A 13,161-nucleotide genomic window follows, 5' to 3' on the forward strand; every position below is an offset into this window, starting at 1 on the left:
TACATTTTACGGATTCCAGTAACCTGAGACTGTAACGGTCACGCCACCATTAGAAGATGGATTATATCCATATAGCTTAATCCTATCATCCTTATATACAGTAGATGTATATATAACCTGTGTACCCCCAATTCCTCTCACTGAATTATAATTAGAAACAAAGCCTTTTCCCTGCTTATAGGCTTTAAATTTTATTGTTGCCGAAGGATAAGATAAAGATGTTACATTTACCCCAGCATATGCACTATCTCCATTTTTTCGTACATAACTAGTGTTTTTTACATTTTCCGTCATAAGCGAAAAATTGTAAGATTGAGCCATAACAACTGTAACAGAAAACATAGTACCTATTGCTAGTGTTGAAAAAAAGTTTTTAATTTTCTCATTGATTTTCTCCTTTTGATATTAATTACTCAAAATTCCCATATCTAAATAGATTTTTTGTAATTAGAAATTTAAGTGTTTCAAGTTTACAAGTTACATAACAATAATTATTGTTGCTTGAAGTCAATGACAATTTCTATTATCATCATTTTCGTTATTTTTTCAATACTATTTACACGAAGCAACATTTTTATGTCCTTTTTGGTCGATTTCACTGCCCAAAATAACCTCTTTACAATTTTAATTATTGCAACAGATTTTTGTCGTTATTTTACCCCCCACTGACAAACGAATGAAAATACTACTGTTCCTATAAAACAAACCAACCATATACTTCTTAGTACTTTGTTTTCTTTATAATTCTCCGAACATGGAACCAGCCATTGATCTTGCCGATATTTCAAAATATGTTCCTCCAAAGGTTTGTATTCTTTTACTATTATGCTCCACATCAACGCAGTAATATTGACTACCACTGAACTATAATAAACAATCGGTGAGTTTGTCTTATCATAAAAGAAGTAATATGCCATTTTCCACATAAATATAAACCATACACAAGATGCAATAATTGTAAATGTACTATCCATTTTCCACTTCAAACCAAACAGTACCAAAGGTAAAAAAGCTAAGATTACAGCTATCGGTAATCCTGCCGCCTTTCCATGTCTGACACCTGATTCCAAATGCCATATTCCCGATAAAAGAACTACAAACGGAATAAGTATCGTTAAATAAATATTCCAAATTAATATTATATTTCTACTTCCACAATGTCTCATTTTCATAATAATATCCTTATCTTTCAGCCACTTTTATCTGCCATACTTTTCTTGTAATAAGAATACATCCTAATATATTGCAAATCCACGATTTGGAATAGAACAACATTTTTCGGGCACTTTTGGTCAATTTATGATATCCAAAACCACCCGTTTTTTGTCTTTTCACGTCTTTTTCTTGCCTTACTCTGCGTACTTCTCTATAATAATTTTAATTAGATTTTATAGGAGATCTTCAATGAAAATACTTATTTGTGACGATGATTCATCTATCACGCAGTCACTATCCCTGATAATCAAAACATATTTCAACAAAAAGAAAGTAAATAATCTCGATATTGTAACCTTTAATGATGGGGACAGCCTTCTTTCTGATAAATCCCAAAAAGATATCATCTTTTTGGATATAGAAATGCCCGGTTTTGACGGCATCTATGTGGGAAATGAACTAAAAAAGCAGAATGACTCCGTTATTATTTTTATAGTGACATCTTACCTCGAATATCTGGATGCCGCCATGAGATTCCATGTATTCAGATACTTATCTAAGCCAATAGATAAACAACGGTTATTCCAAAATTTAGATGATGCACTTGAGCTATACTATTCTATCAATCAAAAAATCGCAGTTGAAACAAAATATGGTGTTACGTCTGTTTTGACTTGCGATATCGTATATGTGGAGGCAAAGGGGAGAAAGGTTATAGTACATACTGCCACGGCTGATTTGGACTCCACTCAGACACTTCAATTTTGGATAGAGCATCTGCCGCAGGCTACCTTTTTTCAGTCACACCGTAGCTATATCGTAAATATGGCTATGGTAACAAGCTTTGATCACGAGCTGATATACCTTTGTGATGGTCAGTTCACCGCATATTTAACAAGAAGAAAATTCACCGAATTTAAGAGAGCATATTTGATGTTTATGGAAAGTAAGAGGTAATACTTATGAGTGCTGCTGTTTGTTATTTTTTAGTATATTTTGCTGAGGCGTTAATACTGTTGCAATATTCATCTAATGTTTTTGAATACAAAATTTCTTCGATAAAACGATATATATTACTTACAGTACTATTTATCCCAATATATTTTATTTCATTCGCTCATATCGGTTTATTAAATACTGCTTTATTTTTTGTTGCTACTTATGTTTTTTTAAAAATTTCAACCATGGAAAATAGTGCAACTCTCTTTTTCCATTCTGCCGTTATGATTGTAATTATGACTTTGTGTGAGCTTGCTTCTATGGGAGTTTTCTCAAAGTTTTCATATCATTTTTATTCTAACATGAATGATACCGTTTTGCTTTATTCAGTTAGTTTTTTAAGCAAATTACTTTACTTTGTAATCATATATTTCATATCACATAAGCTATCCAGCACCAGATCCAATATACGATTTTCCATCTATGAAATCACTACATTGGCTATAATACCTGTTATTTCCGTATTTGTAATCTACACAATGATATATTTTCTTATGAATTATGAAATAAAATCTCCACTCAACTATCTGCTCATCCTTAGCAGCTTTTTCATGCTGCTTATAAACATACTCATCTTTGGTCTGTTTGAACATATTAAGCAAAAAAATTCCGAAATAGCAGAGCTCACACTTCAGAACCAGCGTGATGCCGACTCTGTAGAATACTACAAAGCCCTCGTGTCACAGGATGAGAAACAAAAAGTTCTCATTCATGACATCAAAAAGCATCTCAATGCCATAGCCTCGCTGAACGAACAGCACGATTCTGAAAAAATCGCAGCATACCTTACCCACGTACTCGGTTCTTCTGAGTTAAAGCACTCCGTGCGGGTATGCGATAATGACCTTTTAAACGCACTGCTCTGCCGTTACCAGAAAATATGTCTTACGAAAAAGATTGCGCTGCATATTGATATAAGAAGTAAGTGTATTGATTTCGTGACATATGATGATCTCAGTGTACTTTTCGGTAATCTCATGGATAATGCTGTAGAATCAGCCGAAAAAACAGTTAATCCTTTTATAGAACTCAATGTTTTTCATAAAGAGAACAATAACATGACCATTATCACGCTCATTGATTCCTGCCGCGTAAATCCTATTGATAAAAATGGCAACCTTTTACCAACTAAAAAACCGAATCCACAGTTTCATGGATTCGGTATGCGTAGTATAGAAAATATTGTTAAGAAGTATAATGGTGAAATGACTTTTTACTTTGATGATCCTACCAAGACATTCCATACGATTATTATGCTTCGGCACTGAAAGCTGTTTCTTTTAACGATTTTTTATCATCTGGAGCAAATATTCACAGACATCAAAGCTCTTTGCTTCTTGTTCTGTTTCCCGCTTCTTTAATGAATCATATATTTGCTCCAATAAATAATCAGCATTCACTTTTTTGTTTACAAAGCTATTTTCATCAGTAGAAGCCATTCCATAACCGGCATCTGCTTTCATTGTTTTATAGGCAGAATAATTATTTATCGAATCAGGCGCAGTTCTTCCTTTATAACCCTCATATGACATAAACGCGAACATTTCCAGATCCGATGCATTCGATGTATCAACATCATTTACATGCACATGATATACTTTTCTGTTATCACCATGTCCATATGCCACTTGAACAACAGGATCATCCTCCTTTGATGTTTTCACATATGAAGCTAAAACTATCTGGCTTTCTGTATCAGACAGTCCAAAACTTGTCATTCCGATATTTTTCAGCTTATCATTTGGAATTTCCTTATCCGGTGCCACCTGTTCAACTTCATTTTTATTATTTACCAATTTATTGTAAAGAGAACTGTTATTTTCCGACAACATATTCATGTATATTTCAGTAAGTTCACTCTGCCTCTCCCCACATTTATTTATGGAGTTTTGCTCACTATTTCCTATTTCGAACTCTATATCCATTTTATCGCCTGTTGACTTCTTATTATAATTTGAAGTATATGCCATTGAAATATTTGTTCCCACACCGTTTAACATATATTCCTCCTATCTGTTTTACCAATAATATTACACTTTTAATTATTTGATTCATTGCAATTAAATTCTTGCCAAAAGTTCCGCAGGTGTAAGTGCCATAACCTTACTTTGCGTGAAGTCTTTGATGTTGCGCGTAATAATATAGTCTGCATGAACATATTCAGCAGTTGCACTTTGTATGGCATCTTCAAAATCTTTCCACTTCATATTTACAGCCATCTCAAGCACAACTGAACTAAAATCAGCAAACTCAAAAATAAGTTTTAACTTGCGGAATACATCTTCTATCTGCTCTGGAGTCATTTGTTTTCTCATGATATACATCATATTTGCATAAGTTAATGTAGATATATATCCCTTTGCCTGTTCAGTTTCACAAAGTTTCCAAATTATAGATGATTCCTTCACAAAATCTGAGCGACTTAGTAAAACATCAAGTATAATGTTAGTATCAATCAACAAAACCATATTTTTCCCTCATACTTTCGGTTTTTATCTCATCTAAATTACCATTATCCTGAAGTATTCCTGTTAGAGAATCCGTCAAATATGATACTGCGGCATCCTTAGGAATAAATCTTCCCACTTCATGACCATTCTTTGTAACAATGATTTCATGTCCTGACATAACAAGATTCAAATATCTCCCAAAATTGTTCTGCATTTCTGTTGCAGTTGCTGTTGCTGTATTCATATGCCTTCCTCCTATCCATTTCTTTTTTAGCTAATTATATTATAACGTTAATTAGCTATTTTTTCAAGATATATCCCCGTTGTAACATTATTCTTGATGTTTTCTATGTATTTGTAACATTATTCTTGATGTTTTTTGCTGTGTTTGTAACATAATTCCGTACATTTTTCCAACGATGAATTTTTATTTTCAAAAATCCAAAAATATTACAAAAACACTGTCCGTAGACAGTGCACATAATCTCATGTTGCCCACTTCCATCACTCTTCCAAATCTGTTATACTGATTATATAAAAATGAATTGGAGATGGGACAATGGGTATTTATTTTAATCCGGGAAATGGCAGCTTTACAAAAGACAAAAACAGTCAGCTATATATTGACAAAACCGGTCTGATTGAATATTTGAATAGAGTTATCTGTACAAATGCCAACTGCATAAGTGTCAGCCATGCCAGAAGGTTCGGTAAATCCCATGCTGCTGGAATGATCGATGCATACTACAGCAGAGGCTGCGATTCATCAGAGCTTTTTGCAGATTCTGAAATTGCAGCCAAGGACAGCTATTCAGCACATTTGAATAAATACAATGTCATACACATTGATGTATCATCATTTTGGGATGCTTACAAAGATAATGTGATAGAAAAAATTCAGGAATATATTTATGACGAGCTTAAACAGGTATATGGCGATCAGATAGATTATACCAAGATGATCAGTGCTGTACTCATGTCCGTCTACAACATTTCCGATATTCCATTTGTTATAATAATTGATGAATGGGATTGTGTAATCCGAAATGGTGGAAATAAAACACTGGTTCACAGCTATCTTCAGTTTCTTCATTTGTTATTTAAGAGCGAAGAGTCAAAAACCTTTTTAGCTTTGGCATATATCACCGGTATTCTGCCAATCAAAAAAATTAAAGATGAATCAGCTCTGAACAACTTCCGTGAGTTTACAATGTTGAAATCGAAACAATTGACCAGATATTTTGGTTTTACAGAGGATGAAGTTAAAAAGCTGTGCATCACATATGATATGGATTTTGAATCAATAAAAGCATGGTATAACGGATATCTGATAGACGGGCTTCATATGTATAACCCTAATTCCGTTGTTCAGGCTATGCTAGATCATGACTATGATTTTTACTGGAAAAATACATCCTCGTTTGAATCAATCAACACATTTATCACCATGAACTACGCCGGTTTAAAGGATGATGTGCTCGCCATGCTTTCCGGCGATAAAATCAGAGTTAATGTAAATACCTTCCAAAATGACCTTACTACAGTTGCTTCAAAGGATGATGCACTTACAGCTTTAATTCATTTAGGTTATCTGGCTTATGATGCCAATAGGAAAATGGCATATATACCTAATTATGAAGTTGCTGCTGCATATGATCTTGCATTACAGACCGGTTCATGGAGTGAAGTAGCCAACTCCATTTCAAAATGTGATGAATTATTAGATGCTACCCTAAATGAAGATGCTGATAAAGTCGCTGAATTGGTAGAAATTGCACATGAAACATATACATCCGTTCTTAAATACAACGACGAAAATTCTTTAAGCTGTGCTCTCACAATGGCATATTTTACTGCAAATGCATATTACAATATTGTCAGAGAATTTCCAGCCGGCAAAGGTTTTGCTGATCTTGTTTTTATTCCAAGAGCGAATGCCTGTGGCAGACCTGCAATAGTAATTGAACTTAAGTACAATGCTTCCGCTGATTCTGCCATATCACAGATTAAAAACCGCAGATATCACGGAGCCTTATCAGGATACAGCAATCAGATCTTACTTGTCGGAATTAACTACAGCAACACATCTGATAATAAAAAGCATACATGTATAATTGAAAGTATTAATAACCTCGATTAACATAAAGAATAACACAAGCGGACTGACGAAGCAGCCCGCTTGCTTTAGTGTAATAATTATCCTTCAATAGAAATCTATTTCTACTTATGCCTAAATATATATCTCACTACTTCCGCATTCATGGTCACTACTGTTTCCTACACTGATTCGAAGTTGCATTCCGCTACTAACGATTTCCATATTTTTATCAAAGTAAGAAAACTCTTCTGAATCAATAGAGAAATCCACACTCTTAGCTTCTCCCGGATCCAGAAAAACCTTCTGAAAACGGACAAGTTCCTTCTTCGGTCGTACCACAGATGTTTGTAATGTTTCATAATAGCACTGAACAACCTCTGCCCCTGTAACTTTACCTGTGTTACTTACATTACAATGGACATGCACTCTTTTGTCCTGTCCTATCTTGACTTCAACATCCGAAATATCAAATTCTGTATAGGACAATCCAAAACCAAAAGGATATAATGGTGAATTAGGAATATCCATATATCTGCTTGTGAAACGGTTCTCTAGATTATCCTCTGTAAGCACATGTCCGGTTTTTATATCCCAGTAACTTATCGGCACCTGTCCAACGCACCATGGAATACTTACAGCCAGCTTTCCGGAAGGATTGATCATGCCATATACAAGATCTACTATTCCCTCTGCCCCCATGGTTCCGGGTCTCCATGCCATGATGACGGCTTTGGATTTTTCTGAGATTCTTCGCAGATCCAGTGGTCTTCCTGAGATTATCACTGTCACGATATTATCCGTGCGTTTTACTATTTTTTCAAAAAGCCTCTGCTGCTCTTCCGGTAAAGTCAGAAATGCTCTGCTGGCAGCCTCTCCGGACTGAGATTCATGTTCTCCAAGTACACATACAACCGTATCTTCCCGGTTTATCGTTTCCAGCCACTGCTCATCTATTTCTTCATCCGAATCAACCGGTTTCACTTGCCAGATCCTGCATTCTTCCTCAGAAAGCATTCTGCATCCAGGAATACATACCCCATTAATCTTCTTATCTTGAAGAATATCTTCGATTGTCTCAACAGGCTCATGCCCACCAAAGATTGCCCAACGGCTCAGGAATTCCTTTGATGTCACATAAGGTCCTGCCCAGATAACTTTCTGTTTCTGGCTCAAAGGCAGAATTTTTTCATTTTTCAAAAGGACGTAGCTTTCGCTGGCCATCTGATATGCCTTTGTCCGGTTATACTGAGTGAGGTTTCCACTCTTTCCAATTCCTGCAAAAGGATTTTCAAAAAGCCCCAGCTGATTCTTCATCATCAAAACCCTGAATGCACTTTCATCGATAAAAGACTCCGGAATCTGCCCGTTTTTCACCAGTTCTTCTAAACGAAACATATAAGCAGGACTCATCATATCTATGTCCACTCCCGCTTCTATCGCCTGAGACGCCGCTTCATCCATATTGGCTGCCACACCCTGTTCCTTCAGCTGCCCAATAGAGCCCCAATCTGAGATCACTGTACCATCAAAGCCTTCTTTATCCCGCAATAGATCTCTGAGAAGTTCTTTATTTCCGCTGATTGGTTTTCGGTCTATTGCATTAAATGCGGTCATAACCATAGCAGGCTTTGCCTTCAACGCCATGCGGAAAGGTTTTACATACTGTTCCAGAAATGTCCGTTGAGATATTTCAACATCGTTGTATTCCCTGCCTGCATTGACCGCCCCGTAACCTGCAAAATGTTTCAGACATGCTGCGATTCCTTCATCGTTTTTCTGCTGATAGCCATCTACCATGGCCTCCCCCATGACTCCATTCACATATGGGTCTTCGCCAAAAGACTCCATTATCCTGCCCCACCGGGGATCCCTTGAAACATCAATCATAGGAGAAAATGTTGCCTTAAGTCCTTCGGATGAGGCCTCTGAGGCAGCTATTGACGCTGCCTCAGACACCAGTTCCGGATTAAATGAACAAGCCTGTCCCAGTGGAATTGGAAAAATTGTCCTACATCCATGGATCACATCTGCCATAAAGAGTAGTGGGATATGATGAGGATGCTGTTCCATATATTTACTCTGAATATCACATATTTTTTCTTTACCAATCACTCCCAGCACGGAACCTGAATACTGAATGATCCATTCCGGCGGTAATTGTTCGTCAACAACACCTGTAAGCACTGCCTCTTTGTCAAAATATACACCGGTAAGCTGTACCATCTGTCCTATTTTTTCCTGCAAAGACATTTCTGACAGCAATTGCTGTAATTTATTTATTTCCATGATTACTCCTTATGTTTGAACTGTTGTAACTGTATAGGTCAAATCGCCTTTTAATCAAAATAAATTGTCTTACCACTTTTTGCAGACTCATAGATTGCTTCCAGTACACGGGTAACAACTGCAGCCTGTGCAGGTTTTACTATCTGCTCAGCTCCGTCAGCAACGATATGGTAGAACAGTTCCTGTTCATAATCCCCTGCTGGTTTTTCTTCTCCTGAGAAGAATGCTACTCCTTCACCGGATAATGCTGGCTTCTCTACTACCTGTTTATTGTGATGGATGTAGTTGATTCGCAGGCCATCTTTCATATCTGCTCCGGCTTTTGTTCCGCACAGACTTGTCTTGGCCTCATCAACCTCCAGTGTGTTCAGTGCCCAGGCAGCTTCGAGTTCAATCACTGCACCGTTTTTCATACGGATGAATCCGAAAGCGGAATCTTCTACGCAAAACTCCTCAGGATCCCAGTTGCCAAAAGCATTTCCCTGGTTGGTCTGATCAGCCAGTTTGCGGAATGTTTGTCCTGTTACAGACTCTACTTCATAATTGTCCATCATCCATAATGTCAGATCCAATGCATGGGTTCCGATATCGATCAGTGGACCGCCTCCCTGTTCTTCCTCATTTAAGAATACACCCCAGGTAGGAACTGCTCTTCTTCTGAGTGCGTGAGCTTTCGCAAAATAGATTTCTCCCAGTTCATCCGCCTTGCACATTTCTTTCAGGTACAGGGAATCTGAACGATAACGGTTCTGATATCCGATGTTCAGGACTCTACCTGTTTTCTCTGCAGTCTCCACCATTTTCTGTGCCTCAGCATAATTCTTTGCCATTGGCTTTTCACACATAACATCTTTTCCTGCTTCCATGGCTGCGATAGAGATTTCTGCATGGGAGCGGTTCGGTGTAGTTACATATACAACATCCAGGTCCTCTTTGATAAGCACCTTATAGTCTTCGAATACTTTTGCATCTTCTGTGCCATATTCTTCCTTTGCTTTCTCTGCACGTTCCCTGACGATGTCACAGAAAGCTACAATCTCATAAAGACCACTTTTTTTCATAGCTGGAAGGTGTTTTCCGTTGGCGATTCCTCCGCATCCTACGATTCCTGCTTTTAATTTTCTCATGGTATTATCTCCTTTACTAAATCACGTACTGTTCCAGATATCTCTTGCTGATGATCAAGGAATTCTCAACCTTCTCCTTGAAATCCTCAAAAGCCTTATCCTCGATCTCGATACAGGTATAGCCATCATATCCGATGTCTGTAAGCGCTGACACATATTTTCCCCAGTCCACATCTCCAAGTCCAGGGATTTTCGGTGACATATATTCCAGAGGATATGCCATGATGCCGCAGGATTCCAGCTTGTCTTTATATATCTTTATATCCTTGTAATGGACATGGAAGATCTTATCCTTGAATTCGTAAAGCGGGCGGATATAATCGATCATCTGCCAGATAAAGTGGGATGGATCATAGTTGATGCCCAGATGGTCACTGTCCAGGATCCGGAATACTTCTCTCCAGATTGGCGGTGTTGTCATCAGGTTCTGTCCTCCCGGCCACTGTTCCTTGCCAAAAAGCATCGGACAGTTCTCGATGGCGATCTTCACGTCACATTCCTCTGCCAGTTTTATGATAGGTGGCCATATCTCTTTTACCAGTTCCAGATTTTCCTGTATATTTTTGGTCTGGTCCCTTCCGATAAATGTCGTGACCATGCCCACACCTAATTTTTTACTTGCAAGAATCACCTGTTTCAGGTGTTCCACAGCGGTTGCGCTTTTCTCTTTATCTGCCACCATCACGTTTGGATAATAGGCCAGTGCCGATATCTCCACTCCTGATTTTTTAGCATATTCTACAATATGCTCTGCATATGCGTCATCCTGGTTAACCCGTTCTGCATCAATATGGCTTACCCCTGCATATCTTCTTTCTGCTTTTTCCTGTGGCCAGCATGCCACTTCCACACATTCAAATCCCTGTCCGGATGCAAAGTCCATCATTTCTTCATAGGTCCAGCTGTCAAGGATGGATGTGATAAACCCAAGTTTCATAGAAATACCCTCCTGTTTCTTCTGTCTCTGTTATATCTTTGTTATTTCTCCCATGGAGTTGGTGTGAACTCTCCGCCTCTGCACCATTTCAGATAGTTCAGTGCGTGAAGCTGTCCTGTCATCTCCAGTTCTCCCCGGTATACCGGATCGTGATATCCTTCGATACAGATATCGTCCTCATATCCGTTGCTTCTTAAGATAGAAATGATATCTCTCCAGTTTGTGTCACCAAATCCCGGCATACGATGCCATACAAAAGGAACTGCTCCGGAGATACCGCCGTGCCTTACTGCATCCCAGTCAATGGTCGCATCTTTTCCATGTACATGGACTATCTTTTTGCACCATTTTCTCAGCTCTGTCACAGGATCGATCAACTGTACCATCTGGTGGGTCGGCTCCCATTCAAGTCCGAAGTTATCATTCTTTACTTCCTCAAACATGACTTCCCAGGCTTTCGGGTTGAAACCGATGTTGCAGGTGGCATGTTCCCAGGTTCCATCCATAAGACAGTTTTCGATACCCAGCTTTACGCCCTTTTCTTCTGCAAGTTCTGCCAGTTCACGGAACACTTTTCCGAACTCTTCGTATGCGGATTCTACCGGTTTTCCTTCCCAGGCTCCTGCAAAGGTGCTTACATGGGTAGCTCCGAATTTTTCAGCAGTGCAAATTACCTTTTCCAATGTCTTTCTGTGCTCTGGATACTGGATTGGATTACAGTAGTATCCGAGTGTAGTGATCTTTGAATCTGTACCGGCAAGAATCTGTTCTGTGCTCAGGGCCAGTTTATCAAGATCTGTTCCTTCCAGTGACATATGGAAATTGAGGGAAAATGTTTCGAAACCTTTTCCAACAAATCCTTTCAACCATTCTTCTGCTACGGGGCCTGGTACGCAGGTTCCGATTTTGATCTGTTTCATACTTATTTCCTCCTGTTCTGTTACATGCACTCTCAAAGAACATGTACAACTGTCTTTTATTTTTATGTTATAACTACTCAATGCCTTTCCTGTTACACCTGGTCCTGAAATTCGATTACCTGTTTTGTCTCTGCCGCCTGGAAGATTGCCTCCATCAACTTCATGACACGCATCACCTGGAACAGCTTGATCTCCGGCTCTGCTCCATCTCGGATTACTGCAACCACATTTCTGTGGAAATCAGCGATATCTCCGGACACCTTTGGTAAATCCTCTTTTACAATAGTATCTTCCCGTCTCGGTGCCATGGTCTTTGTCAGGCCAGCTGCTGTCTTAACCGGTATTACCGTCTCTTCTGTCTTACCGGTCTTACGTATAATCTCACCGGTTAACTGCCAGTCCCTGATTACTGCGGTACCGTCTTTACCCAGTACATACCATCTTGGCAGTGATATATAATTGTTGGTGCCGACTTCCACCAGGACTTCTGTTCCGCCTTCAAAGGTCAGAATAGCAGTGAACCCATCGTCCACTTCCTGGTTTGTGATATTGGTAAGTGACGCGTATACCGTCTCGATCTTTCTATCTCCGTACATATATAAAATCTGATCCAGCAGGTGTACACCCCAGTCCAGGACCATTCCGCCCCCATGTACCTTTTCTTTTCTCCAGTCCCCAGGGATTCCTCTTGAACCATGGACACGGCTCTCGATCCGGAAAACATGCCCCAGTTTCTGCTCCTCTACCAGTTTTTTGATGATCAGGAAATCATCATCCCAACGTCTATTCTGGTGCACGGTGAAAAGTTTTCCTGTCTCTTTGGCTACCTTTTCCATTTCCAGCAGGTCAGCGGAAGATAATGTCACCGGTTTTTCCGATATCACGTTTTTTCCTGCATGCATTGCACGGATAGCGATAGGCTTGTGGCAGTCATTTGGAGTGGCAATCAGAACCACATCGATGTCCGAATCTGCCAGCATGGCTTCTTCTGTTTCATATACAGAAAACCCCTTCGCTTTCGCTTCTTCTCTCTTTTCTTCCTTGATGTCATAGATACCACCAATTACAGCTTCTGGAACATTTGAAAGAATCTCGGTATGCCATCTGCCCATACCGCCATATCCGATTAGTCCGTAAACTACTTTGTTTTCTCTCATTTTATACCTCCATCGTAAAAACAGCGGCTGAA

13 protein-coding genes are annotated in these 13,161 nt (G+C 38.8%); 3 read left to right on the forward strand and 10 right to left on the reverse strand.

Annotated elements, in window-relative coordinates; translation table 11 throughout:
- Nucleotides 1–6: 6 nt before the first annotated feature.
- Both EUBREC_RS12900 and EUBREC_RS12905 read right to left on the reverse strand, forming a co-directional pair.
- Nucleotides 7–342, reverse strand: coding sequence for a hypothetical protein (locus EUBREC_RS12900; protein ID WP_012743626.1), 336 nt, complete (start codon nucleotides 340–342; stop codon nucleotides 7–9).
- A 308-nt stretch (nucleotides 343–650) separates the two neighbouring features.
- Nucleotides 651–1,172 (reverse strand): hypothetical protein, encoded by a 522-nt coding sequence (locus EUBREC_RS12905; protein WP_012743627.1) that lies wholly within the window; start codon nucleotides 1,170–1,172, stop codon nucleotides 651–653.
- A gap of 232 nt (nucleotides 1,173–1,404) precedes the next feature.
- Between EUBREC_RS12905 and EUBREC_RS12910 the strand changes: the two genes are divergently transcribed.
- Both EUBREC_RS12910 and EUBREC_RS18050 read left to right on the forward strand, forming a co-directional pair.
- Entirely contained in the window at nucleotides 1,405–2,112 is a 708-nt protein-coding gene (locus EUBREC_RS12910; protein ID WP_012743628.1) for a LytR/AlgR family response regulator transcription factor, read from the forward strand.
- Nucleotides 2,113–2,648: 536 nt separating this feature from the next.
- Nucleotides 2,649–3,422: a sensor histidine kinase gene (locus EUBREC_RS18050; protein ID WP_306718522.1), complete on the forward strand. Its 774-nt coding sequence runs from the start codon at nucleotides 2,649–2,651 to the stop codon at nucleotides 3,420–3,422.
- Between the two features lie 12 nt (nucleotides 3,423–3,434).
- On the opposite strand, the gene EUBREC_RS12920 is transcribed toward EUBREC_RS18050, so the two are convergent.
- The 3 genes from EUBREC_RS12920 to EUBREC_RS12930 are packed head-to-tail and all read right to left on the reverse strand — an operon-like array spanning nucleotide 3,435 to nucleotide 4,848.
- Nucleotides 3,435–4,154: a hypothetical protein gene (locus tag EUBREC_RS12920; protein ID WP_012743630.1), complete on the reverse strand. Its 720-nt coding sequence runs from the start codon at nucleotides 4,152–4,154 to the stop codon at nucleotides 3,435–3,437.
- 60 nt (nucleotides 4,155–4,214) lie between these two features.
- Nucleotides 4,215–4,622 carry a PIN domain-containing protein gene (locus EUBREC_RS12925; RefSeq protein ID WP_012743631.1) on the reverse strand — a complete coding sequence of 136 codons (408 nt, stop codon included), beginning with the start codon at nucleotides 4,620–4,622 and terminating at the stop codon, nucleotides 4,215–4,217.
- Nucleotides 4,606–4,848, reverse strand: coding sequence for a type II toxin-antitoxin system Phd/YefM family antitoxin (locus EUBREC_RS12930; protein WP_012743632.1), 243 nt, complete (start codon nucleotides 4,846–4,848; stop codon nucleotides 4,606–4,608). Before EUBREC_RS12930 ends, EUBREC_RS12925 begins: the two co-directional genes overlap by 17 nt.
- A gap of 315 nt (nucleotides 4,849–5,163) precedes the next feature.
- Here EUBREC_RS12930 and EUBREC_RS12935 point away from each other — a divergent pair, with 315 nt between their 5' ends.
- The gene (locus tag EUBREC_RS12935; RefSeq protein ID WP_012743634.1) at nucleotides 5,164–6,744 is read left to right on the forward strand and encodes an AAA family ATPase; all 1,581 of its coding nucleotides are present in this window, start codon (nucleotides 5,164–5,166) and stop codon (nucleotides 6,742–6,744) included.
- A 90-nt stretch (nucleotides 6,745–6,834) separates the two neighbouring features.
- Here EUBREC_RS12935 and EUBREC_RS12940 read toward each other — a convergent pair whose 3' ends face one another.
- The 5 genes from EUBREC_RS12940 to EUBREC_RS12960 form a co-directional block, all read right to left on the reverse strand.
- A complete protein-coding gene (locus EUBREC_RS12940) occupies nucleotides 6,835–8,988 on the reverse strand; it encodes a glycoside hydrolase family 3 N-terminal domain-containing protein (protein ID WP_012743635.1) in 2,154 nt (717 codons plus the stop codon).
- A 50-nt stretch (nucleotides 8,989–9,038) separates the two neighbouring features.
- A complete protein-coding gene (locus EUBREC_RS12945) occupies nucleotides 9,039–10,115 on the reverse strand; it encodes a Gfo/Idh/MocA family protein (protein WP_012743636.1) in 1,077 nt (358 codons plus the stop codon).
- A 16-nt stretch (nucleotides 10,116–10,131) separates the two neighbouring features.
- Nucleotides 10,132–11,052, reverse strand: coding sequence for a sugar phosphate isomerase/epimerase family protein (locus EUBREC_RS12950; RefSeq protein ID WP_012743637.1), 921 nt, complete (start codon nucleotides 11,050–11,052; stop codon nucleotides 10,132–10,134).
- Nucleotides 11,053–11,093: 41 nt separating this feature from the next.
- Nucleotides 11,094–11,972, reverse strand: a complete 879-nt coding sequence (locus EUBREC_RS12955; RefSeq protein ID WP_041254216.1) for a sugar phosphate isomerase/epimerase family protein — start codon at nucleotides 11,970–11,972, stop codon at nucleotides 11,094–11,096.
- A gap of 92 nt (nucleotides 11,973–12,064) precedes the next feature.
- Nucleotides 12,065–13,129: a Gfo/Idh/MocA family protein gene (locus EUBREC_RS12960; protein WP_012743639.1), complete on the reverse strand. Its 1,065-nt coding sequence runs from the start codon at nucleotides 13,127–13,129 to the stop codon at nucleotides 12,065–12,067.
- Nucleotides 13,130–13,161 lie beyond the last annotated feature (32 nt).

The sequence above is a fragment of the Agathobacter rectalis ATCC 33656 genome (assembly GCF_000020605.1).
Lineage (GTDB): Bacteria > Bacillota > Clostridia > Lachnospirales > Lachnospiraceae > Roseburia > Roseburia rectalis.

Excerpts from the sequence above, each read along its gene's own strand:
- EUBREC_RS12925 (WP_012743631.1), bottom strand. The coding sequence starts at position 4,622 with ATGGTTTTGTTGATTGATACTAACATTATACTTGATGTTTTACTAAGT.
- EUBREC_RS12900 (WP_012743626.1), bottom strand. The coding sequence starts at position 342 with ATGTTTTCTGTTACAGTTGTTATGGCTCAATCTTACAATTTTTCGCTT.
- EUBREC_RS12945 (WP_012743636.1), bottom strand. The coding sequence starts at position 10,115 with ATGAGAAAATTAAAAGCAGGAATCGTAGGATGCGGAGGAATCGCCAAC.
- EUBREC_RS12950 (WP_012743637.1), bottom strand. The coding sequence starts at position 11,052 with ATGAAACTTGGGTTTATCACATCCATCCTTGACAGCTGGACCTATGAA.
- EUBREC_RS12920 (WP_012743630.1), bottom strand. The coding sequence starts at position 4,154 with ATGTTAAACGGTGTGGGAACAAATATTTCAATGGCATATACTTCAAAT.
- EUBREC_RS12930 (WP_012743632.1), bottom strand. The coding sequence starts at position 4,848 with ATGAATACAGCAACAGCAACTGCAACAGAAATGCAGAACAATTTTGGG.
- EUBREC_RS12960 (WP_012743639.1), bottom strand. The coding sequence starts at position 13,129 with ATGAGAGAAAACAAAGTAGTTTACGGACTAATCGGATATGGCGGTATG.
- EUBREC_RS12940 (WP_012743635.1), bottom strand. The coding sequence starts at position 8,988 with ATGGAAATAAATAAATTACAGCAATTGCTGTCAGAAATGTCTTTGCAG.
- EUBREC_RS12935 (WP_012743634.1), top strand. The coding sequence starts at position 5,164 with ATGGGTATTTATTTTAATCCGGGAAATGGCAGCTTTACAAAAGACAAA.
- EUBREC_RS18050 (WP_306718522.1), top strand. The coding sequence starts at position 2,649 with ATGAATTATGAAATAAAATCTCCACTCAACTATCTGCTCATCCTTAGC.
- EUBREC_RS12955 (WP_041254216.1), bottom strand. The coding sequence starts at position 11,972 with ATGAAACAGATCAAAATCGGAACCTGCGTACCAGGCCCCGTAGCAGAA.
- EUBREC_RS12905 (WP_012743627.1), bottom strand. The coding sequence starts at position 1,172 with ATGAAAATGAGACATTGTGGAAGTAGAAATATAATATTAATTTGGAAT.
- EUBREC_RS12910 (WP_012743628.1), top strand. The coding sequence starts at position 1,405 with ATGAAAATACTTATTTGTGACGATGATTCATCTATCACGCAGTCACTA.